Source organism: Mesorhizobium amorphae (assembly GCF_014843845.1).
Lineage (GTDB): Bacteria > Pseudomonadota > Alphaproteobacteria > Rhizobiales > Rhizobiaceae > Mesorhizobium > Mesorhizobium amorphae_A.
This window is the reverse complement of record NZ_JHQS01000057.1, coordinates 13,427-33,707: the sequence shown is the minus strand read 5'-3', so window position 1 is coordinate 33,707 and position 20,281 is coordinate 13,427. Positions and strand designations below refer to the sequence as shown.

The window sequence follows — 20,281 nt, the reverse complement described above, 5'->3', positions numbered from 1 at the left end:
TCGACGAGAGCATCGTTGCCTATGCCGAGCGTCTTCTGGCGCATGTTCCGGCCGAAACCAACTGCCTGATGCTGACCTGCCCGCAAGCGCCAAGGTCTTGCGCGGTGCAATAGAACTCGTAGATGTCGCTCTCGCGGTCACCCACATGTACACAGCGCTCGGGCGCGCCCACGAGCGCGATGGACTGACGCTTGAGCAAGCTGCCGTTTGAGGACATCCTTGTCAATAATGGTGTTCTCCGTTTCCTGAGGTTGTGCTTGGAAAAGTACCGTTCCCGCTTGGAGGGGTGGACCATGGACAGAAGCATTTTTCCGCTGGCTCGCGCATGGGCGTCACCTGCGGTGCCATGGGCAATCTCCCCCGCACGAACCGGCGCCGTTCCCGGTATGCTTTTCGCCCGTGGCCTTCGGCCAGCTCCGCCATCATGCGGGCGCTGCCAACTGACGCCTAAAGCGTCGGCGATGGAGGCCACCCCGAAACCCAGCGTGTATGAGCTGCCGCCGATCTTCCTCAGCATGTCGGTTTCCACTAGATGTTTAGTCCCAGCATTTGCTGGCGCGGATCAAGCTTGAAGCGCTCGGGCTGTGCGCCCCAAGACTTGCAAATGACTCATAGGGCGTGAGGTCTTTGAGGGTCTGAGCCTGCGGCCGAAGTTGTAGGCCGAGATGAAGTCGGCAAGGTGCTGGCGGAGTTGATCGTGGCTCTCGCAGTACAAGCGCCTGACGGTCGCATCCCGGCGCCCATCGGACAGGTACGAAATATTATGTGGCGGAAGATTCGTAAGCGTCACGAGCACCGCACGGCTGTCCTTGCTTGACAGAGGCAGGATTCAGATGCGGGCCGCTTTGACTCGCTTGGGCATGAAGTATTAGCGGATGGCGACGATCGCCTTTGCAACGGCGGCGACGCCCGCGTCGTCGAGACGGGAGTTCACCCCGTTGTGTCCCGGATCGGGGCGATGATGTCGACACCGGAGCGAAAGCCGCCAGTTCCGGGACGCGTCCCGGAACTGGCGGCAGCAGCGCCAACTAGGGAATTTTCGATGCCCACAATCAGGGAATATTCATCGCCCGATGACAGGCATGGATGGGCTCGACGGCTATCTGACGGCGCTTATCATCGGTCCGCGCTTCATCGACCCGCGCCAATGGATTCCTCTGTTGCAGGCGAGATAGCGCTGATGGCGCTCGAAGGCACCACCGAGGCGCTCGCGTTCAGACGCTCGTTGCCAACTATAACCGGACCTCGAGCGGGCTTGCCGAAACGCCGGAAAAAGCGCGCCAACCGGGCGCTCAGCCGTCTCACGCGGCGACCGTATGTGATGAGGTGGAACGGCCCCCGCTCCGACAGCATCAAATGCTAGAACGTGGTCGTTGCTCGAACGCCACAAAGGAGGGACCGTTCCATGAAGCATGTTAGCACCATCGGGGTGAACTTAGCTAAACACGTTTTCCAGGTTCACAGCGCAGATATCGAAGGCTCGCCCCTGTTCAATCGGAAACTGCGACGCGGCGAATTGCTGGGCTTTTTCGAAAAGCAGCCTCCATGTCTGATTGGCATGGAGGCATGCGGCGGGGCTCACTACTGGGCGCGCGAGATCGCGAAGCTCGGCCATGACGTGCGCCTCATACCGCCGGCCTCCGTCAAGCCTTTCGTCAAGCGCGGCAAGACGGACGCGGCCGGCTGAAGCCATTGGCGAGGCGGTGATCCGTATGACGATGCGCTTCGTCCGATCAAGACAGCCGAACAGCAAGCTGACGCAATGCTGCTGAAAACCCGTGCTCTTCTCGTCCAGCAGAGAACACAGTCAGTCAACGCCTTGCGTGCACATCTGGCTGAACTGGGTATAATCTCGGCCAGCGGTCTTGCGAACGTTGCGGCGCTGATCGCCATCGTGCGGAAAAGTGACGATACTCGACTGCCCGCCGCGGCACGCTTTGCTCTGACGGCGGTCGCCGATCAGATCGACACCTTGGCGGATCAGATCAACGAACTCGAACGTGGCATCGTCACCGAGGCGAGGCGCGATGAAGACATGCGCCGCCTGACGACGATTCCCGGCGTCGGTGCCAGCGGATCAAGGCCCTGGTTCCGGATCCCGGCGGGTTCAAATCGGGCCGCCACTTCGCTGCCTAGGTGGGATTGACACCGAGGCCCCATTCCAGCGGAGCAAGGAACGATTGGATTGGGCGGCATCTCTAAAATGGGCAATCCTGAACTCCGCGCTCTCCTGGTCCTCGGTGCGACAGCCGTTCTGCGGATTGCCCGGAACGATGATCGGGCACGACCGTGGCTGAAGGGGCTACTCGCCAGGCGCCCCTTCAAGGTGGCTGCTGTCGCGTTGGCTAACAAGATGGCCCGGACCATCTGGGCGCTTCTGAATAAGGGCGGAATTTATCATCGTCCTAAGCCGCTTCGATGACTGCACCCGCCTGATCGGAGCGGAGGCCGACAGATGCAAGTGCAACTACAAGCGATGAACCCACGGGACGAAATCCCGGAACGAGCAAAGCCGCCAAACTCACTGCGCTTAAAGCGCGTGTATGTGATTTAGTAGCTCCCCGTTTCGCGGATCTCATCGAGGCCAGCGGAACGCTTCTGGCCGTTAGGTCACTACTGCATCACGGACAGCGGCGCAAAAAGCTGCTTGCGCAACTGAGGGGCGCGGCGGCTCGGGCCGGATCAGCAATGCATGCATGGGACTGATGAAGGTCTTTATTTTGCAGCGAGCGGGACACCGCCACGCCGCATCGCACCGCATCATTTCAGTGCCCAGATGCCGAGCTGGAATCCTTGCCATACCGGCATTCCAGCGCGTCGGCAATTCGCGCGCAAAGTAACTCGCCCATCTCTGTGTTGAGGTGTAGGCGGATACTGGCTCCGCCGCGATCAAGAAGCGTGACGCATATTCCGCGATCGGAATAGTCCGCCAGGTTGCGTACGTCGCTGACTATGAAGTCTACCGCTTGCCGTCTTTCGATAACCATTTTGCCTGCTCCCCATGGGACCAGTTCTGATAAATCCGAACCAGCACATCCCGAGCAGTTTCAGCCCGCGCGGCCGACAAGCAGGCGGCCTCCGAGCGTTGCAGGCGAGCCCGCAACGTTGTCCCAGACGGTCCCAGGTTCCGTACGGCTCAGGAAAACAAACAAATCTACCTTGGCGTTGTGCCATAGCGCGCACTAAACGCCAACGAAGGCGGTTGGTTTCACCAGAAACCTCTTTTCTTTTCCCTGTGCCGATTGGCAATCAGGGCGGCCCAGCAGCTTTAACCGGGGGGGCGCTGCCGGGCCTAACCGACTTATAGGAACAGCCGGCTCGGCGTACTTGCAGTGTTGCTCATATAGCCAGGAGCACACAGGGACGAGCGCTGATACCAATGTTATCGGGGACATTAGGCGGCCCGAGGAGCCCCGGCTGAACCTTTCTGAGCCCCGACAGACGAATTAGAAGTCCGAGACCAATGGCGGCGAAATCGCAACCGAAGAAGGCCACCCAGCAAAAAAGCCGAGTGGAGAAGCGCATTAGGGCATTCTGAAATAAACGAATTGAACGAAAGTTAAGACGGTCACGGTCACTTCCGAAGCCTCACCCTAGCGCCGTCGCTCAGGGATGAACTTCTAGAGGAAGAATTCGCGATGTTCCCGTGTCAGGAACAGAAATCGCGCCCGACATTGCAGCGGCGAATCCGGCCAAAATAACCAAAACCGCCGTGACATCGAGCCAGATCGACCATGCGAATATAGCCGCGCTGTTGTCATAACAGACCGCGAATTCCATGGCGCTTTAACCCTACGAACCTGCTCGCATGATGATCCTGCTTCAGGCGAAATACAAGAGATTGCTAAGTACGAGCGCTTCCTGCAGGCACAGCGAGTCGCCAGAGCGCGGGACAGGGTACCTTGGCCCGCTGGAGGCAGGGCCGAACACCGCTCCGTGGCTAAAGCAAAGCCCCAGCGAGAAGATAGGCGCAACGCGGGAGTGACCAGACAAAATTGAGGCGGCACGACAACCATGGCCCTTGCTTTCTGAGACGATGCCATCGCGATCCCTTCCAAAAACCGGCGGTCGACGCATACTGTGCTGGGGTGGGGTACTTGAAAGCGTCGACGGCCGGCTTTGGGCGGGGGCGCGTCGTCAATGACGCGTAGTCAGGGTAGGCGCGTTGGATGCGCCTTCAATCAGATTGCCAGTGCATGGTGAACGAACGGTTACTATCCACAGGCAGAGTTCCGTCACGATTCTTGCGCAAGTGAAGCCCGCTGCGTTTTGCCGGCGGGTTTTCTCGGGAACCAGTGTAAGGAGCGCTGGTTCGGCGGGGGCGGCACGCCGGCGGCTTGTAGGCGTTCACCCGCCGCAAGGTGTCCATGTTCACGGTGACGGGCACGCCAAGGTTCACCGTCACTAGATCGCCGTCGATATGAGTTACGTCGCCGATTAGCTCCATCGGCTGCCTGAGCGGTTCGAACGCCGCAAGACCGGCGGAGGCGGTGGCCATGCGGCTCGTTAGACCGCTCCGGTAAAGCCCATCATCATAAAGCTCGTTCCCGATAAGGTCGGGGTGCAAGATGAAGTGAGCGATCTCATGTGCAATCGTGAAGCGGCGGCGGTGCTTGCGGTCGGCAAAGCCGGGCTCGGCAAGACTGTAGCACTCAGCTGGATAGCCGCCCAAAGCGGAGCTGCCTACTGTGAGGTTACGCAGCATACCAAGGCCATCAGGCCAATGTTCAAGATGCTACACGACGCCTACGGCGTTCAAAAGGACAGCAAGTTCACATACGACCTTGCGAAGAATTGCATGAACTTTTTGGGGGCCCGGTACGGCCCGACGCGTCCGTTGCTGGTGGACGAATATCAGAACTTCACACCCACCGTGTTGCGGGAGCTGCTGCATCTTCAGGAGCGTTGCGGTTTCGCGTTGCTGCTCGCGGGTAACACTCATCGGTTAGCTGGCACGAGGCGTGACACTCACGCGATGGGTCAGATCGAAAGCCGTATCGGCATGCGTTTCGAGATCGGGCAGCCGACGCGGGAGGTGCGTGAGGATAGGCGCCGAACACAACGTTGAGGGAACCGACAGCTACGAAGCGATTGCCATCTACGGTGAGAACACCTCCCTACGAGCGCTTTGCTACCTTCTCCAGAACTGCGCTGCCGGCACCAGCGGCTTCGGCAGCATTCGTCTTCCCCGGATCGAGACCACGCTTAGCGGCATGTCGTGCGGCAGCGATGTGCTCAAGCTTCTGCACGAGCTCCGACACGACCTCCGAAGATCGGCTTAATTCCGGACAGAGACAGATAATTCTGAACGGCACATGGGACTTCGCAGCCCGGAGGTATTGAAGCGGCCATAGTTTCGGTGTCGTGGCAAGCTTGGGAGCATCTGCGGCTTCATCAAGAGCGGTCCTGGAAGCGGTTCCAGGCGTGCATGCGATTGGCGACCTGCACCGCGATCGGATGGAACGGAACCGGCTTCATGTTGGTGACCGGAAGCGACATCTGCTCGTCCGTGCGCCGACCTGCCGCCCAGCGGCCGATCTCCTGGCCAAGCGACATGGAGAGTGCCACGCCGCGACCGGAATAGACGCCACCAAACACAAGACCGGGCGCCAGGCGATAAAGGCGCGGCCTGCGGTCGGGCACCACCGCGAACGTCCCGTGCCAATATTCCACCATCTCCGGTTCTGCACCAAAGGCAGGAAAGGCCCTACCCAGCATATGCGAGACCTTGGCGCGGCCGCGATCGGCCTCGTCGAACCAGAAAGTATGCGTGCCGCCGCTGACCAGCCGATTGTCGCGGTCATAGTGGAAATAGCGGATGTCATTGCGCATGTCGGACACGGCTGGATTGCCGACAAGGATTTTCGCGCGCACCTCCACCGGCAGAGGGTTGGTCGCCGCCTGGAACACCTTGAGCGGCACCAGCGTCTTCTTGAGCCCTGGCCAGATGTCGCCAGTCAGCGCGTTGGTCGCCAGCACCACCTCCGGTGCGGTGACGCTTCCCGACGCGGTGAAGACGCGCCAGCCGCTCTCCACCTTCTCGATGCGCGTTGCGCGGGAGTTCTCACGGATGGTCACGCCTTCGCGCTCCAGCGCGGCGGCAAGGCCGATGGTCATGGCAAACGGGTTGATATGGCCCGAATTGTGCACCATCCAGCCGCCGAGATAAGGACTGCCGATGCGCGTGGTGGCTTCGTCACGGTCCAGGCTGGAGACATTGGCGCCGAAGGCTTTCCATTCCTCATAAAACTGGCGGGTCCGGGCAAGCGTCGCCTCGGTGTGCGCGGGCTGGATCCAACCCTCCTGCACCTGGTGCGCATCGATGTTGAAGCGCTGCATCAGGCCGAAGGACACACCGGCCGCATCCGCGACCATGCGGTTGTAGCGGGTGCCGACGGTCTTTCCGTACGCCGCCTCGAATTCCGAAGGCGATGCCTTGGAATGGTGAGAGATGACGAGGCCGTTGTTGCGGCCGGAAGCCGCCGAGCCGATCTCGTTGCCTTCGAGCATGATGACATCGACGCCGCTGTCGCGCGCGCCGAGTGCCGCGGCCATGCCGGTGAAGCCGCCACCGACGACCAGCACGTCCGTCTTCAAATCGCCCTGCAGCGCCGGCGCCGTCTGGCGCGGATCCGCGGTCCTGCGCCAGAGATGCGGCGTCTTCCAGTCGACTTCAAACATGAAGAACTTCCACGGTGGCGCCGCCGAGATAGTGCTCGCTCAACGCGGAATGCTCGGCCATTTCCTGTGCGGGGGCGTGAAGCTTCACCTTGCCGGTGTTCAGCAGATAGGCGTAGTCGCCGCATTCGAGCGCGAGCTGAACGTTCTGCTCGACGAGCAGGATGGAAATGCCGTTTCGCGACAGGTCGAGGATGATGTGGAAGATCTGATGAACGATCTTCGGGGCAAGGCCGAGAGACGGTTCGTCGAGCATCAGGAGTTTCGGCTCGGCCATCAGCGCGCGACCAATCGCAAGCATCTGTTGCTGACCGCCGGACATGCGGCTCGCCATGCCGTTGCGCCGCTCCTTCAGCACCGGAAAAAGATCGAAGGCCTCGGTGCGCAGCGCCTCAAAACTCTTGCCGCCGCGGCCGACATGGGCGGCGACCAGGTTTTCTTCCACCGTCAGGCGCTGGAATATCTGGCGGCCTTCCGGGCAATGGGTGATGCCCAGGCGCACGACCTGCTCCGGCCGCAGGCCGGTGATGTCGCGCCCTTCGAAGGTGATGCTGCCGGCGGTCGGACGCGCAACGCCGGAGATGGAGTTGAGCAGCGTCGTCTTGCCGGCGCCATTCGGGCCGAGAACGACGACGATCTCGTGCGGATCGACGTCGACGTTTATGTCTTCAAGAACGCCGACGCGTCCGTATCCCGAGCTGAGCCCGGCGATCCTGAGCAGCGGCTCGGATGTCGTCGATGTCATTGGCGGTTCCCAGATAGGCGAGTTGGACGTCGGTGCTGGCCTGCACCTCGGCGGGTGTTCCCTGAAAAAGCAGCTTTCCGTGATGCATGACGATGATGTTGTCGCAGAGCGCCATCACCAGATCCATGTCGTGTTCGACGATGATCGTGATCCGGTCGGGCGAGCGCTGGGCCGCGAGCTTGGCGGTCAACTCCGCCGTCTCGTGATGGTTCAGCCCGGCGGCGGGCTCGTCAAGCAGCAGCAGGCGCGGATTGCAGACCAGCGCGCGCGCGATTTCCAGCATGCGCTGCCGGCCATAGGGCAGGCTGCCGGCCTCCGCATCGGCATGGCCTTGCAGATCGAAGAAACGCAGGATCTCCATGCATTTTTCGCGCCGGTGAACGCGCCGGGCCGAGGCATAGGGCGGCCACAGAACTTCTTTCCAGGTGCCGCCGACGTCGCTCGGATAGAAGCAGACCTCGAGGTTTTCGAGCGCCGTCATCTGGTCGAAGAGACGGATGTTCTGATAGGTGCGGGCTACCCCCGAATTGGCGATCTGATATTTCTTGAGCTTGTCGAGGCGTTTTCCGTCGAGCGCTATCGATCCGGAGGAGACGGTGTAGGAGCCGGCGGTCATGTTGATGAGCGTCGACTTGCCGGCGCCGTTGGGTCCGATCACACCGTGGATCAACCCGGGGGCGAAGGAGGCGGTCACGTCATCAATGGCAACGACCTGGCCATACTCTTTCCGCAGTCTGTCGAAGACCAGGGTCATTTGCCGAACAACCTCCCGATGAGCTTGTCTGGTCCGAAGCTGCGCGGAACGATGCCTGCCGGGCGCACGATGATCAGGAAGATCATCAACAGCCCGAGGAAGAGGATGCGCCATTCGGCGAATTCGCGCAGCACCTCCGGGAGCAGGATCAGGATTGCCGCGCCGGCGACGATGCCGAGAATGTTGCCGATGCCGCCGACCACGATCATCAGCACGATCAGCACGGATTCCTGGAGCGTGAAACTCTCCGGGCTGACGAAGCGCTGGGAGGCGCCGAAGATCGCTCCCGCGATCGAGCCGATCGTCGCGGAGGTGGCAAAGGCGGCAAGCTTGGCGTTGGTCGTGTTGATGCCGATGCCGCGCGCGGCATCCTGGTCTTCGCGGATCGCTGCCCAGGCCTTGCCGAGGATGGACCGCTCCAGCCGCCAGGCCACAAGGCCGGCTAGAAGCACGACGACAAGCAGGAGCCAGAAGAAATCGACGGGCCGGGCGATCTGGATGCCGAGGATCGAAGCCTTGTCGAGACGGGCGATGCCTTTCGGCCCGCCGGTAAGCCAGTCGAGATTGTTGATGATGATCCGCACGATCTCGCCGAAGCCGAGTGTGACGATGGCAAGATAGTCGCCGCGCAATCTCAACACCGGGATGCCGAGCAATATGCCGGTGATCGCGCCAAGGCAGGCGGCGACGAGCAGAATGAGCAGGAAGGGCAGGTGCAGGTCGAGCTGGGGGCTGGCCAGCAGCGCATAGCTGTACGCACCGACCGCATAGAAGGCGACGAAGCCGAGATCGAGCAGGCCGGTATAGCCGATGACGATGTTTAGGCCGATGCCGAGCAGGATGTAGATCAGCAGGCTGTCGATGACGCGGATGTAGTAATTGGGCAGGAAGGGCGTCGCCGCGATCAGCGCGATTGCGATGGCAAAGACAAGGAACGCGACGGCCCGGCTTGAACGCGGCCTGGCAGCCGCGAGGCTCTCGGCGACGGACATCAGAATTCCCTCTTGTACACGATGCTTTCCTCCGACACGGCCTCGCCCAATATGCCGGCGGGACGAACGAGAAGCACGAGTATGAGGATCGCGAAGGTGAGCACATCGCGATATTCGGTGCCCAGCACGCCATGGGTGATGACGGGCAGCAGCGCGGTTCCGCCCACTTCGACGAAGGCGAGGATGAAGGCGCCAAGCATGGCGCCGGGAATGGAACCGATGCCGCCGAGGATCGCCGCGGTGAAGGCCTTCAAGCCAATGACGGCGCCCATCGTCGGCGACATGATGCCGTAATAGCTGGCATAGAGGATGCCGCCGGCCGCCCCGAGCAGCGGGCCGACGAAGAACACCATCGAGATCGCACCGTTGACGTTGATGCCCAGAAGCTGTGCGGTGGGGCGGCTTTCCGAAACGGCACGCACGATGATGCCGATACGGCTGCGGTTGACGAGGAAATGCAGACTGAGCATCAACACGAAGGCGGCGACGAGGATGCCGATCTGCATAGAGGTGATGGTGCCGCCCAGCACCTCGTAGCGGACGACGGGAAAGAAGCTCGGAAAGGCGACCGGCTGCGGGCCGGCAAGAATCTGCATGCCGGTGACCAGCGAGAGCGAGACGCCAAGCGAGGACAGCATCGGCGCAAGCCGGGTGGAGTTTCGCAACGGTTTGTAGGCAACGCGTTCAATACCGACGCCGATGAAGCCCACCAGGAAGACAGCGACGACAAAGGCCACGGTAAGCGCAATCGCGCCCGCCATGCCGACATCGCCGACCAGCATGCTGAGGACCAGAAAGGCGACATAGGCGCCGAGCATGAACATCTCGCCATGAGCGAAATTGATCATGCGCAGCACGCCATAGACCATCGTGTAGCCGAGCGCGATCAGCGCGTAAATCGAGCCGATGGTCAACGCGTTGACCGTCTGTTGAATGAGGTTTCCCAGCATGGGCCGGTGTCCTGTGCAATGGGTTCCCGATCGACGGTCCGTCGCACTCTTGTCAGGCGCGGCCGTCGACAGGCAAGAGGAGCCGCCTTTAAAATGGCAGGCGGCTCCGGCGCCCGGCTGCTATTTCGAGCCGACAAGCTGGAACTTCGACCCCTCGACCTTGTAGAGGTACGATGGGGCGACTTTAAGTTCGCCCGTTTCGTCGAATTCCAGTTCACCCACGGCGGTCTTGACCTTGACCGCGTGCAGCGCCGCGTTGATGTCCTCGCGCGTCAGGCCCTTGGTCGTCTTCAGCACCTGTTCGAGGATCTGGCCCTGCACATAGCCATAGATCGAGTAAGGGCCGGCTTCCTCGCCGTACTTGGCCTTGTAGAGTTTGGCGAAATCGGCGATCTCCGGCGAGGCATCCATCGGCGGCACCTGGATGGCGACGATCGTGCCCTGAACGTTGGGCTCGCCGGCCTGTTTGATCAGGTCCGGCGTATAACCGCCATCGGGTACGATCAGGGTGGCGGTGATGCCTTGCTCATGCATCTGCTTTGCAAAGAGCGCCAGCTGCGGCATGACGGCGCCGAGATAGATGACGTCGGGCTTCTTCGGCTTGATCTGCGCCAGCACGGCGGCGAAGTCCACATCGCTTGGCGCGACCGAAATCGTGTCGATGACCTTGCCGCCGCCATCCTGGAAGTTCTTGGCGAAGATTTCGGAGATTCCCTGCCCGAAAACCTGTTTGTCGTTGACGACCAGGGCCGTCTTGGCCCCAAGCTTGCCCAGCGCATATTCGGCTGGCAGCAATGCTCCCGCCAGATCGTTGGCCACCGGGCGCACCATGAACTTGTAGCCCTGCTTGGTGAGGGACGGATTGGAGCCGAAGGTCATGGTCGGCAACGTGCAGTCCTCATAGATCGGCAGCGTGGACTGGGCGACGCCGGAATTGAAATTCACCAGACCAAGCACGACCTTGTCGTTGTCGCAGAATTTCTGGGCCACAAGCGTCCCCTCGCGCGGATCGGCCTTGTCGTCCTGCTGGTCATAGGCAACGGTGACGCCATTGACGCCGCCATCCGCGTTCAGCTTGTCGACGTAGAGCTTGAAGCCGTTATGCCAGGTGGTGCCGAAATAGGCCTGCGCGCCCGAGAGCGGCGCGGAAAGGCCGACGGTGATCTGTTCGGCCATGGCCGGCGCTGCAAAAAGCGACGCGCCGAGAAGAAGTGCGGCGATAAGTTTTTTCATCATGGTTCCCCTTAGCTGCTGACTACGACAGGAGAGGCCGTTCCGGTCTTCTTCCCCGTGTGAGCCCATCGAAGCAGACAAAGAGAGCGTCGTCAAGAAAGTGTCGACACTATTGCGTTCAATTTTGTGCTCAATTAGCAATTACAGATCGCGCACCCTTCGCCGGCGCTTCAGGTCGGCGCCGTTGTCGGGTGCGAAAACCTTGAGCAGTGCGTCCTTCAGCGCCTGCTGCGTGGCGGAGACGGTCATTTCGATATGTTCGCGCAACAATTTCGCGCCGTTCTCGGCATCCCGCTTGACGGCGGCTTCAACGATCGCCGAGTGGGAGGTGATCTGCGCCTTGTCATGCGAGGGATGTTCGATCTGGATGCGGCGGATGAAGCGGATGCGCGCATTGATAGAGCTGAGCTGGCCGACAAGTTCCGGATTTCCGGACAATTCGGCGATGAGCAGATGGAAGCCTTCGTCCTCGGCCAGGATGATATCCGGCGGCTGGTCGCGATAGACATCGACGATCGCCTCCCAATACCGCCGCAGCCGATCGAGATCGCTGTCGTCCGCACGCTCGCACATCAGCTTGAAGGCGGCGCACTCTATGATGGAGCGCAGTTCGTAGAGGTCGAGCAGGCCCTCGGTGCTGAGGCTCCTGACGAAGAAGCCACGATTGGGTGTGAGCGAAACGAAGCCCTCGGAAGCAAGCCGGTTCAGCGCCTCGCGGATCGGCGTGCGCGACACACCGAGGCTGCGCGAAAGCTGGACCTCGTTGATGCGTTCGCCAGGCTTCAGCTTGAACTCGACCAAAAGCTTGCGGATGGTGTTGTAAGCGCGCTCGCTGCTGTCGGCGCTGCGGCGCGTCTCGGCCTCGTTCGCAAGGGACGGGTCGCTGTCGGCGCCGGTCTCAGCTCGTTCGGTCATGAAGATTCCAATCTGATTTGTCTGCAGGCTGTGTCGACACTTTACGGTGCCTCTTTCTTTCCCAACTTCATGTGAATGGCAAGCCGCAGGTTGCAACCCGGGAGACAACGGATGATCATAGGCATTCTTGGCGTCGGGCACCTGGCGGCGTCCATGCTGGCAGGTTTCCTGCATTCCGGGCTCGACCCTGAAACGATACTGTTGTCGCCGCGCGGCAAGGCGACCGATTTTTCTGCCCGCTATGGCTTTCGGCTGGCGGCTGACAATTACGATCTCGTCGAACGGTCCGATGTCGTTATTCTCTCCGTGCGACCCGCCCATGCGCCGCAGGCGGTTGCAGGCTTGCCGTGGCGCAAGGAGCAGGTGGTGGTTTCGGTTTGCGCCGGCGTATCGTTGTCGCGGCTCGAGGTCGCGCCCGCGCGCGCTGTCCGCGCCATGCCGTTCACCGCTTCGGAGATTGCCGCCAGTCCGACGGTCTATTTCCCCGACATCGAGCAGGCGCGGACGGTCCTCGACCGGCTCGGGCCCTCGATCGCGCTCGGCAGCGAAAAGGATTTCGAGGTGGCGACGGTCAGCGCCGCCGTCTACGGCTGGGCGCAGGATCTGATCCGCAACACGGCTGAATGGTCGAGCGCCCAAGGTCTCGATCCGGCAATCGCCCGCCGGCTGACGGCAATGACGTTCGTGGCCGCCGGGCGGCTGATTGCGGAGAAGAGCGAACCGATGGACCAGATGCTCGAAGAGCTGGTGACACCGGGCGGCATCACCGAGCGGGGCCTGCAGGTGCTTTCTGCGCGCGGTGTGCCTGCGGCCTGGGAGGAGGCTTGCACGGCGGTGCTCGACAAATTGACGGGGCCAGGCTGAGGCGCGGCGTCGCTGACGCCACGCGCGCTCATCGTTGCGGCGCGGCCGGATAGGTATGGCCGCCGGCTGCCTGTTCGCTTGGCGCAACGATCAGTTCGGCGATGTCGACATGGTCCGGCATCCGCAGCGCGGCAACAAGCACGGCGGCAATGTCGGCCGGGCCGAGCGGCCGCTGTTGCGAGTACATGCGCTTGCGCAGGCCCTCACGGTCGCCGTCGAAGGCCTTCAGGTAGAAATCCGTCTCCACACGGCCGGGGGCGATCTCGGTCAGCCGCACGCCGGTGCCTGCGAGATCGAAGCGCAGGATGCGGCCGGCCTGCGAAAGGCCGGCCTTTGCCGCACCGTAGGTCGTCGTGCCGGGAAAGACGCCGCTAGCTGCCGTGCTGGTCAGGTTGAAGATGTGGCCGCGCTTGCGCGCTATCATGCCCGGCAGCAACATTCGGATGAGCTGCAAGGGCGCGGTGAGGTTCAGCGCCACCACCTCGGCTGTTTCCTCCGCGCTCTGCTCATGCAGCGGGCGCACGGTCGCCAGACCGCCGGCATTGTTGATCAGCACATCGATTTCCGCCGCACCGAGCGCAGTGGCGATCGCTTCGTGGTCGCGCACATCGGCAACGAGCGGTTTTACGCACGGCCCGAGCTGTGCCTGCAGGACCTGCAGCGCGTCATGGTTGCGCGCGAGCGCATGGACGATCAAGCCCTCCGCTATCAGGCTCTCGACGATCGCGGCGCCGATGCCTTTCGAGGCACCGGTGACGAGGGCGGTGTGATAGGTCATGGCCGTTCTCCTGAACCGTGATGATTAGAGCGCGCCGCGTTCGGCCACCGTTTTCAAAATGCCGACGAGGCCAGCCTCGCGCGCGGCCTTCAGGTCTACCTGGCTGCGCCCGTCCACCGCTGCCGCGGTCGAGGCCGTCACGGCGCGGATCGTCTCCTCGTCAAGCTTCGCGTCGAGCAGCGTGTCCCAGATCGCCTGATAGGTCGGGCCATATTTGCGCAGGAAGTCTTCAATGCCCTCGGCGTTGAGGCTGTTGGAAATGAATGAGCCTTGCAGCGTCCATTTCGCACCCGGCCCATACATGAACGCGCGATCGACATCCTCGACCGAGGCTACGCCGTCGCGCACCAGCGCGATCGCCTCGCGCCACATGGCGCCCATCAGGCGCAAGGCGATATGGCCGGTCACTTCCCGGTTGAGCGTCACCGGCTTCTTGCCGATGGCTTCGTAGATGGCGCGTGCCCGGGCGATCGCCTGTGGATCGGATGCCTTGCCGCCGACGATCTCGACCAGCGGCATCAGATGCGCCGGATTGAAGGGGTGTCCGAGCACGACGCGGCCAGGCAGGCGGCACTCGGCCTGCATGTCGGACACCAGCAGGGCCGATGAAGAGGAAGCGATGACGATCTCATCGCCGACATGGTCTTCGATTTCGGCCAGCAGCCGGCGCTTGAGCGCCAGGTCTTCCGGGCCGTTCTCCTGCACGAAATCGACGCCTTCGAGCGTCTCGGCGAGCGTCGGGAAAAGATGGATCGTACCGGGCGCGGGCGAGGCCCCCTTCAACGCGTCGAGGTCGGCCATGAGTGCGGGCAGCGCCTCGCTGAACGCTGCCTCGCGCCGCTCCGTCGGATCGAACACGCGCACCGCGTGGCCGGCATGGGCAAAGCAAGCCGTCCAGCGCTGCCCGATCACGCCGAAACCGACAATGCCGATGGTCAGTTTTTCCATCATCCCACCCTCCTTCCGTCAAGCGCTGCGCGGAAGGCCTCATTGAGGTCGTTCCACGGGATGAGAAGATCGAGCCAGGCGCCGATCCGTCCGGCAACCAAGATTGCCTCGTCGATCAGGGGATCGAAAGGATGTTCGTCGTCCATCGCCGCCTTGAGCCGGAAAAGCAGGGCCGGCGTTTCCTCCATGTGGCAGAAGTCGCGCAGCCGGGTCGCGGTCTTGTCGAGCGCGAGCGCGGCCGTCTGGCGCAGCACCATTTCGTCCTTCCGGCCGCGCTCGGCGCGGACCCACCACAGGAATTCGTGCAGCACCCGCGCTTCCGACTCCGCGGTGAAGACGGGACCTGCCGGGTGCATGATAGCGCGTGACGCGGTGACCCGGCTGATGTCGGCGGGACAGGCCGCCCACAGCGCTTTGCGCGCGGCGATGATATCCTGCGGCAGCGACGATGACGGCGAAGGCTCGGACACGCCGCCATCCGACCGGACAAGCGTGCCTTCCAGAATGTGGCGGCCCTGGTCCCGCTTCAGTGTCGCGGCAAGCTCGGCAATGCCCACCATCGGCGCGTCAAGATGGCCGAGAACTGTGATCTCGGCATTTTCCGCCTGGAGCGGCGCGAAGGTGATTTCGAGGAACTGCCGCACCGGCCAGTAGATGAAGGCGCCGGCGGTCGCGGAAAGCACATGCGTTGCGCCTTCGATATCCTCCACGAAGGGGGCATGCCAATAGATATGGCTGCCGGCGATCTTGGGCGTGTGGAGCTGCAGGCGCATGGGCAAGGCAGAAAGCAACGCACGGCGCGTGCGGTCGGCATCGCCGGTGAGGCGCAGCGGCCAGCTGCGTCCCTCGGCCGAGAAGATCAGGTCCATTTTATTTTCCGGGATTGAAGAAGGAGACGGGTTTGAGGATCTGGTTACGCATGTCGAGAAGATAGTCGGTCTCGATCACCTTGCGCCGATAGGCCTGCCATTCGGGGTCGGCCTCCATGCGGTCGCGCCGCTCCTCCCGATCGGCCAGGCTTTCATATTTCCACAGATGCACGGTGCGCGAGAGGTCGCCGATATGCGTCTGGAAGAAGCCGAATGGCTCACCCAGATAATGCTGCTGCATCGGCAGGCCGACCTCCTCGTAGAGCTTGAGAAAATGCGAAAGCTTGTTCGGGCGGGCGGTATAGGTGCGATGGTCGAAGATCATCTTGGTCACTCCTTCTGGCATCCTGTCCGGCGTCCTCGACGCCGGCGTCATGTGGTCTTGTCTGCCTCCCGCGGCTGATCCGCGAGGGCCAAGCGGACTGCCGGCTCAGCCGGCGCTCCGCACCGTCTCGGTAATCAGTCGGGCTGCCAGCGCCGGCGCCTCTATCTGCGCTACATGGCCAATGCCATCGAGAAGATGAACAGCAGTGAAGCCCGGCGCGCGCGCCGCATGGGCGACCGGGATAATACGGTCGAGCCTGCCCCAGAGGAGCCGCGTCGGTACGGTGAGCTCTGCAAGCGCGCCCGCAAGATCGAACCCCTGCGTCCCATCCGGAAACAGGCTTTCGGCCATCGCCGCGAGCGCGTCGCGGTTGCCGGTCTTTTCCATCTGTCTGAGCGCGGCCTGCGCATAGCCGCCCGGCAAGGCCGAGGGGTCGCCGACCATCACCGTCAGCCACCGCTCGAGGGCCTGCGCCGTGGTCGCGCGGGCAAGGCCGGCAATGAAGCCTGCATTGATCTCCGGGCCAAGCCCGCCCGGGGAGAGAAGCGTTGCCGAACGCACGGCGAGACGGCCCAGCCGGGCGAGCGCGAGAGCCGCCGCACCGCCCAGGGAGTGGCCGACGAGATGGGCATTGCCAACGCCCATATCCTCCAGCCGGTCGGAGAGAAGGAAGGCGATCTCCTCGATGCTCTTCGCAGGTCTTGCCGCTTCCGCACCATGGCCGGGCAGATCGAGGCTGATTGTCTCGATCCCCGGCCCGAGCAACGGGACAACTTGTCGCCACACCGAGCCATCCGCCCCGAAGCCATGGATGAGGACCACGGGCGCCGTCTGCCGGGCCAGTGCCGGCGCGGCAACGGACGGAGTCTGGCCCGCGGCCGGCGTCCGCTGAACTGCACCGTCATGTTCGTTCGAGAGGGCGGCAAGGGTGGCATCGATGTCGCGCTTCTTTATGCGCCCGTGCGGGCCGCTTCCCGAAATGGTGGCAAGGTCAAGCCCGGCCGCGGCGGCAAGTCGCCGGGCAAGCGGGCTTGCGATCGCACGGCTGCCGGGTTGCCGGATGGAGGAGGGCGCTTCACTTGCCACAGGCTCGCGCGGATTGGATTCCGCAGCCGCAGCCGTGGTCGGCGCGATCGAAGCGGGTTTGCCAGCGATCGGCTTCTCGTCAGCGATCGTGCCAAGCACGGCGCCTACCGGCGCTTCCTGTCCCTCGGCGAAGAAGATTTCCGCCAGCCAACCGTCGCGGTCGGCTTCGATTTCGGTTGCGGCCTTGGCGGTTTCGACGGTGACGAGAAGATCTCCGGCCTTGACCGGATCGCCTGATTTCACCGCCCAGGCGATCACCAGCACGGCTTCCATATATTCGCCGCCGGCGCTGTCGATGCTGATCGGATGGGTTGCCATCGCCGCCTCCGTCACTTCAGCGTCTTCAGCGCGGCAGTGCGGATCTTCTCGGCACTTGGCAGCATCGCCGTTTCCAGCGGTTCGGAATAGGGGATCGGCATGTCCGGCAAGGTGGCGCGCGCGACCGGCGCGTCGAGTTCGTCGAAGGCGTGGTCCATGATCGTTGCCGAAAGCTCGGCGGCGTAGCCGCAGAAGCGCCAACCCTCGTTGACCACCACGGCATGGTGCGTTTTCGAGATCGAGGCAACGATGGCGTTGACATCGAGTGGGCGCAGCGACCGGAGATCGACGATTTCGGCCGAAACGCCATCGGCCGCGAGAAGGTCGGCAGCTTTCAACGCCTCCACCACCATCTTTGACGTGGCGAAGATCGAAATGTCGCTGCCCTCGCGCATGGTCGCGGCCTTGCCGAGCGGCACCGTCTCATCGCCGTCCGGCACTTCGCCGCGGGTGTTGTAGAGCAGCTTGTGCTCCAGGAAGACCACCGGCTGGTCGTCACGGATCGCGGCCTTCAGCATGCCTTTGGCATCTGCGGGCGTCGAAGGCGCGACCACCTTGATTCCGGGTATGTGGGCAAGCATGGAATCGAGCGCCTTGGAGTGCTGCGCGCCGGCACCAGCGCCGCCGCCGCCTTGCGTCCGCAGCACGAATGGCATCTTCACCTGGCCGTTCCAGATGTAGTTGTAGATCGAGGCCTGGTTGACCAGCGCATCGAGTGTCAGCGGCACGAAATCCGCATACATGATTTCCAGCACCGGCCGCGTGCCGGTCATAGCGGCGGTCACGGCCATGGCGGTCAGCGCCTGTTCGGAGATTGGCGTGTCACGCACCCGCGTTTCGCCGAATTCCTCCATCAGCCCTTTCGTCACCTTGAAGACGCCGCCATAGCGGCCGATGTCCTCGCCGAAGAGGAAGACGGAGGGGTCGGCCTGCATCTCTTCGCGCAGTGCCGCATTGAGTGCTTCGGCATACCGCATCATGGCCATGTCAGTGCGCCTCGCTGTAGGGGTTGCAGGCTTCGTCGAGCGAGAATTCGGGCATCGGGTCAGAGAGGGCGGCCTCGAATGCCTCGTCTACCTCAGCCTTGGCCGCCGCCTCGATCCCGGCGAGCTGCGCCTCGCCGACTTCGCCCAAAAGCGCCTTGCGCGAGACGATCAGCGGATCGCGCGCCTTCCAGGCCGCGATGTCCTCCGGCTTCTGGTAGCCACCCATGTCGGAGGTGGAAAAACCCTCGACGCGGTAGGTCTTGCATTCGACCATGCCGGGACCCTCGCCACGCCGGGCACGCTCAACCATGGTCGAGACGGCGCGATAGACGGCCACCGCGTCATTGCCGTCGACGATCTCGGCCGGCATCGCATAGCCGGCGGCGCGGATCGACAGATCCTCGACCGGCGACTGGACCTCGGAGGGAACGGTCAGGCCGAACTGGTTGTGTTCGAGCACGAAAACGACAGGCAGCTTCCACAGCCCGGCCATGTTCATGGCCTCGTGGCAAATGCCGGTCTGCGCGGCGCCGTCGCCGAAGACGCACATGGCGACATTGCCGGTGCCCAGGATCTGCATGGACAGCGCCATGCCGGTGGCGGCAGGAATGCCCGCGCCGACTATCGCGTTGCCGCCGATCACGCCCTTTTCGGCATCGGCCACCAGCATGTGGCCGGCGCGCCCGCCACAGGCACCGGTAGCCCGTCCGAAGATCTCGGCCACCACCGGGTGCACGGCCATGCCCTTGCCGATATAGACCGCGTGGCCACGATGGGTGGTGGCGACCTTGTCGCCCGTCTCCAGCACGGCGGTCGCGGCGACACCGACGGCTTCCTGGCCATCGCAGCGATGGATCGGACCGCGCGTGCGTCCTTCCTTGTGAAGCGCACCAAGGCTCTCTTCCAGATGCCGCACCAGCAGCATCCGGCGATAGATTTCCAGATGTTGTTCGACGGAAGGAGTGTTTTTCACTGATATCCCCGAGTTCGTGCCGAAATTAAATACAAAAGTGTCGACACTTTGCAAGCGCTTCTGCAAAATAGGGCAAAACAAGTTTTTGAAAAAGGGATCGATCATGCGTTTGAAGGGCAAAGCAGCCGTCGTGACCGGAGCCGGCGCTGGTATCGGGGCCGCCGTCGCGGAACTGTTTGCGAAGGAGGGCGCGCGCGTTCTGGTCGTCGACCGCGACGGCGCGCGGGCCAGCGAGGTGGCCGGCAGGACCGGAGCGCTGGCCTCTGAGGCGGACGTCTCGGACGAAGCCTCCGTGGCGACGATGGTGCGCCGCGCGCGAGAGGCATTCGGTCGGGTGGACATTCTGGTCAACAATGCCGGTTACGGCATACGCGGTTCGGTTGTCACCACTGCGGCGGCGGATTGGGACGCGCTCATGGCCGTGAACCTCAAGGGCGTCTTTCTCTGCTCCAAATATGTCATTCCCGTCATGACCGCGGGTGGCGGCGGGGTGATCGTGAACACCGCTTCCAACGTGGCCCATGTCGGACTTGCCGATCGGGCGGCCTATGTCGCCTCCAAGGGCGGCGTCGCGGCGCTGACGCGTGCCATGGCGCTTGACCATGTTGCAGACAAGATCCGCGTCAATGCCGTGGCGCCGGGTGTGACCTGGTCGAGCTATTTCGAAAGCATGCTGGAAACTCATCCCGATCCTCAGGGGTTTGTCGCGGCATTGAACGCACGTTCGCCGATGAATCGCGTCGCGCAACCGATTGAAATCGCAAATGCAATCCTGTGGCTCGCCAGCGACGAATCCTCTTTCGCCACTGGCTCGATCCTGACAGTCGACGGCGGCATGACCGCCTGGTGAGGGCGCGCCTGTCGTGG

The 20,281-nt window shown here is 62.8% G+C and carries 20 protein-coding genes and 3 pseudogenes; 5 read left to right on the top strand and 18 right to left on the bottom strand.

The genetic code is table 11. The features are described 5' to 3' along the window. Positions 1-19 precede the first annotated feature (19 nt). Both DH08_RS24120 and DH08_RS36585 read right to left on the bottom strand, forming a co-directional pair. The gene (locus DH08_RS24120) at positions 20-517 is read right to left on the bottom strand and encodes an ARID/BRIGHT DNA-binding domain-containing protein (protein WP_192181715.1); all 498 of its coding nucleotides are present in this window, start codon (positions 515-517) and stop codon (positions 20-22) included. 11 nt (positions 518-528) lie between these two features. Continuing rightward, positions 529-736, bottom strand: a pseudogene (locus tag DH08_RS36585) (IS481 family transposase); the annotation flags it as partial. Positions 737-1,070: 334 nt separating this feature from the next. On the opposite strand from DH08_RS36585, the pseudogene DH08_RS36580 reads away from it, so the two are divergent. Together DH08_RS36580 and DH08_RS24110 are read left to right on the top strand one after the other, a co-directional pair. Next, positions 1,071-1,281 (top strand): annotated as a pseudogene (locus DH08_RS36580) (UPF0149 family protein); the annotation flags it as partial. 124 nt (positions 1,282-1,405) lie between these two features. After that, positions 1,406-2,422 (top strand): annotated as a pseudogene (locus DH08_RS24110) (IS110 family RNA-guided transposase). A 1,184-nt stretch (positions 2,423-3,606) separates the two neighbouring features. Here the strand turns inward: DH08_RS24110 and DH08_RS24105 are convergent. Both DH08_RS24105 and DH08_RS37505 read right to left on the bottom strand, forming a co-directional pair. Then, positions 3,607-3,780 carry a hypothetical protein gene (locus DH08_RS24105; RefSeq protein ID WP_192181670.1) on the bottom strand — a complete coding sequence of 58 codons (174 nt, stop codon included), beginning with the start codon at positions 3,778-3,780 and terminating at the stop codon, positions 3,607-3,609. Positions 3,781-4,177: 397 nt separating this feature from the next. Beyond that, complete coding sequence (locus DH08_RS37505) at positions 4,178-4,672, bottom strand: ImmA/IrrE family metallo-endopeptidase (RefSeq protein ID WP_210328863.1); 495 nt, start codon at positions 4,670-4,672, stop codon at positions 4,178-4,180. Between DH08_RS37505 and DH08_RS24090 the strand changes: the two genes are divergently transcribed. After that, complete coding sequence (locus DH08_RS24090; RefSeq protein WP_345892444.1) at positions 4,574-5,068, top strand: AAA family ATPase; 495 nt, start codon at positions 4,574-4,576, stop codon at positions 5,066-5,068. The two genes, DH08_RS37505 and DH08_RS24090, sit on opposite strands and share 99 nt — an antisense overlap. A 326-nt stretch (positions 5,069-5,394) precedes the next feature. Here the strand turns inward: DH08_RS24090 and DH08_RS24085 are convergent, their stop codons facing one another. The 7 genes from DH08_RS24085 to DH08_RS24055 form a co-directional block, all read right to left on the bottom strand. Next, complete coding sequence (locus DH08_RS24085; protein ID WP_192181668.1) at positions 5,395-6,681, bottom strand: NAD(P)/FAD-dependent oxidoreductase; 1,287 nt, start codon at positions 6,679-6,681, stop codon at positions 5,395-5,397. Then, positions 6,674-7,423, bottom strand: coding sequence for an ABC transporter ATP-binding protein (locus tag DH08_RS24080; protein WP_192181667.1), 750 nt, complete (start codon positions 7,421-7,423; stop codon positions 6,674-6,676). The genes DH08_RS24085 and DH08_RS24080 overlap by 8 nt, the downstream gene beginning before the upstream one ends. Beyond that, the gene (locus DH08_RS24075; RefSeq protein WP_192181666.1) at positions 7,347-8,177 is read right to left on the bottom strand and encodes an ABC transporter ATP-binding protein; all 831 of its coding nucleotides are present in this window, start codon (positions 8,175-8,177) and stop codon (positions 7,347-7,349) included. The genes DH08_RS24080 and DH08_RS24075 overlap by 77 nt, the downstream gene beginning before the upstream one ends. Continuing rightward, on the bottom strand, positions 8,174-9,169 hold the full coding sequence (locus tag DH08_RS24070; RefSeq protein WP_192181665.1) for a branched-chain amino acid ABC transporter permease: 996 nt from the start codon (positions 9,167-9,169) through the stop codon (positions 8,174-8,176). The genes DH08_RS24075 and DH08_RS24070 overlap by 4 nt, the downstream gene beginning before the upstream one ends. Next, entirely contained in the window at positions 9,169-10,119 is a 951-nt protein-coding gene (locus DH08_RS24065; protein WP_246800986.1) for a branched-chain amino acid ABC transporter permease, read from the bottom strand. Before DH08_RS24065 ends, DH08_RS24070 begins: the two co-directional genes overlap by 1 nt. A gap of 120 nt (positions 10,120-10,239) precedes the next feature. Then, positions 10,240-11,352: a branched-chain amino acid ABC transporter substrate-binding protein gene (locus tag DH08_RS24060; RefSeq protein WP_192181664.1), complete on the bottom strand. Its 1,113-nt coding sequence runs from the start codon at positions 11,350-11,352 to the stop codon at positions 10,240-10,242. Positions 11,353-11,493: 141 nt separating this feature from the next. Continuing rightward, positions 11,494-12,267, bottom strand: a complete 774-nt coding sequence (locus DH08_RS24055; protein ID WP_192181663.1) for a GntR family transcriptional regulator — start codon at positions 12,265-12,267, stop codon at positions 11,494-11,496. Between the two features lie 111 nt (positions 12,268-12,378). Between DH08_RS24055 and DH08_RS24050 the strand changes: the two genes are divergently transcribed. After that, complete coding sequence (locus DH08_RS24050; RefSeq protein ID WP_192181662.1) at positions 12,379-13,131, top strand: pyrroline-5-carboxylate reductase family protein; 753 nt, start codon at positions 12,379-12,381, stop codon at positions 13,129-13,131. A 28-nt stretch (positions 13,132-13,159) separates the two neighbouring features. Here DH08_RS24050 and DH08_RS24045 read toward each other — a convergent pair whose 3' ends face one another. The 7 genes from DH08_RS24045 to DH08_RS24015 all read right to left on the bottom strand — a co-directional run bounded on the left by DH08_RS24045 (position 13,160) and on the right by DH08_RS24015 (position 19,414). Then, on the bottom strand, positions 13,160-13,909 hold the full coding sequence (locus DH08_RS24045) for an SDR family oxidoreductase (protein ID WP_192181661.1): 750 nt from the start codon (positions 13,907-13,909) through the stop codon (positions 13,160-13,162). A gap of 24 nt (positions 13,910-13,933) precedes the next feature. Beyond that, on the bottom strand, positions 13,934-14,860 hold the full coding sequence (locus tag DH08_RS24040; protein ID WP_192181660.1) for a 3-hydroxyacyl-CoA dehydrogenase NAD-binding domain-containing protein: 927 nt from the start codon (positions 14,858-14,860) through the stop codon (positions 13,934-13,936). Further along, the gene (locus tag DH08_RS24035) at positions 14,857-15,726 is read right to left on the bottom strand and encodes a hypothetical protein (RefSeq protein WP_192181659.1); all 870 of its coding nucleotides are present in this window, start codon (positions 15,724-15,726) and stop codon (positions 14,857-14,859) included. Before DH08_RS24035 ends, DH08_RS24040 begins: the two co-directional genes overlap by 4 nt. A 1-nt stretch (position 15,727) precedes the next feature. Beyond that, on the bottom strand, positions 15,728-16,051 hold the full coding sequence (locus DH08_RS24030) for an NIPSNAP family protein (RefSeq protein ID WP_192181709.1): 324 nt from the start codon (positions 16,049-16,051) through the stop codon (positions 15,728-15,730). A 105-nt stretch (positions 16,052-16,156) separates the two neighbouring features. Next, complete coding sequence (locus DH08_RS24025; protein ID WP_192181658.1) at positions 16,157-17,455, bottom strand: alpha/beta fold hydrolase; 1,299 nt, start codon at positions 17,453-17,455, stop codon at positions 16,157-16,159. Between the two features lie 11 nt (positions 17,456-17,466). Further along, positions 17,467-18,441: an alpha-ketoacid dehydrogenase subunit beta gene (locus DH08_RS24020; protein ID WP_192181657.1), complete on the bottom strand. Its 975-nt coding sequence runs from the start codon at positions 18,439-18,441 to the stop codon at positions 17,467-17,469. Between the two features lies 1 nt (position 18,442). Then, positions 18,443-19,414 carry a thiamine pyrophosphate-dependent enzyme gene (locus DH08_RS24015; protein WP_192181656.1) on the bottom strand — a complete coding sequence of 324 codons (972 nt, stop codon included), beginning with the start codon at positions 19,412-19,414 and terminating at the stop codon, positions 18,443-18,445. 103 nt (positions 19,415-19,517) lie between these two features. Here DH08_RS24015 and DH08_RS24010 point away from each other — a divergent pair, with 103 nt between their 5' ends. Continuing rightward, entirely contained in the window at positions 19,518-20,264 is a 747-nt protein-coding gene (locus DH08_RS24010) for an SDR family oxidoreductase (RefSeq protein WP_192181655.1), read from the top strand. The last annotated feature ends 17 nt before the right edge of the window (positions 20,265-20,281 follow it).

Excerpts from the sequence above, each read along its gene's own strand:
- DH08_RS24085 (WP_192181668.1), bottom strand. The coding sequence starts at position 6,681 with ATGTTTGAAGTCGACTGGAAGACGCCGCATCTCTGGCGCAGGACCGCG.
- DH08_RS24055 (WP_192181663.1), bottom strand. The coding sequence starts at position 12,267 with ATGACCGAACGAGCTGAGACCGGCGCCGACAGCGACCCGTCCCTTGCG.
- DH08_RS24045 (WP_192181661.1), bottom strand. The coding sequence starts at position 13,909 with ATGACCTATCACACCGCCCTCGTCACCGGTGCCTCGAAAGGCATCGGC.
- DH08_RS24040 (WP_192181660.1), bottom strand. The coding sequence starts at position 14,860 with ATGATGGAAAAACTGACCATCGGCATTGTCGGTTTCGGCGTGATCGGG.
- DH08_RS24050 (WP_192181662.1), top strand. The coding sequence starts at position 12,379 with ATGATCATAGGCATTCTTGGCGTCGGGCACCTGGCGGCGTCCATGCTG.
- DH08_RS24035 (WP_192181659.1), bottom strand. The coding sequence starts at position 15,726 with ATGGACCTGATCTTCTCGGCCGAGGGACGCAGCTGGCCGCTGCGCCTC.
- DH08_RS24010 (WP_192181655.1), top strand. The coding sequence starts at position 19,518 with ATGCGTTTGAAGGGCAAAGCAGCCGTCGTGACCGGAGCCGGCGCTGGT.
- DH08_RS24065 (WP_246800986.1), bottom strand. The coding sequence starts at position 10,119 with ATGCTGGGAAACCTCATTCAACAGACGGTCAACGCGTTGACCATCGGC.
- DH08_RS24105 (WP_192181670.1), bottom strand. The coding sequence starts at position 3,780 with ATGGAATTCGCGGTCTGTTATGACAACAGCGCGGCTATATTCGCATGG.
- DH08_RS24120 (WP_192181715.1), bottom strand. The coding sequence starts at position 517 with ATGCTGAGGAAGATCGGCGGCAGCTCATACACGCTGGGTTTCGGGGTG.
- DH08_RS24080 (WP_192181667.1), bottom strand. The coding sequence starts at position 7,423 with ATGACATCGACGACATCCGAGCCGCTGCTCAGGATCGCCGGGCTCAGC.
- DH08_RS24075 (WP_192181666.1), bottom strand. The coding sequence starts at position 8,177 with ATGACCCTGGTCTTCGACAGACTGCGGAAAGAGTATGGCCAGGTCGTT.
- DH08_RS24020 (WP_192181657.1), bottom strand. The coding sequence starts at position 18,441 with ATGGCCATGATGCGGTATGCCGAAGCACTCAATGCGGCACTGCGCGAA.
- DH08_RS24025 (WP_192181658.1), bottom strand. The coding sequence starts at position 17,455 with ATGGCAACCCATCCGATCAGCATCGACAGCGCCGGCGGCGAATATATG.
- DH08_RS24070 (WP_192181665.1), bottom strand. The coding sequence starts at position 9,169 with ATGTCCGTCGCCGAGAGCCTCGCGGCTGCCAGGCCGCGTTCAAGCCGG.
- DH08_RS24060 (WP_192181664.1), bottom strand. The coding sequence starts at position 11,352 with ATGAAAAAACTTATCGCCGCACTTCTTCTCGGCGCGTCGCTTTTTGCA.
- DH08_RS24030 (WP_192181709.1), bottom strand. The coding sequence starts at position 16,051 with ATGATCTTCGACCATCGCACCTATACCGCCCGCCCGAACAAGCTTTCG.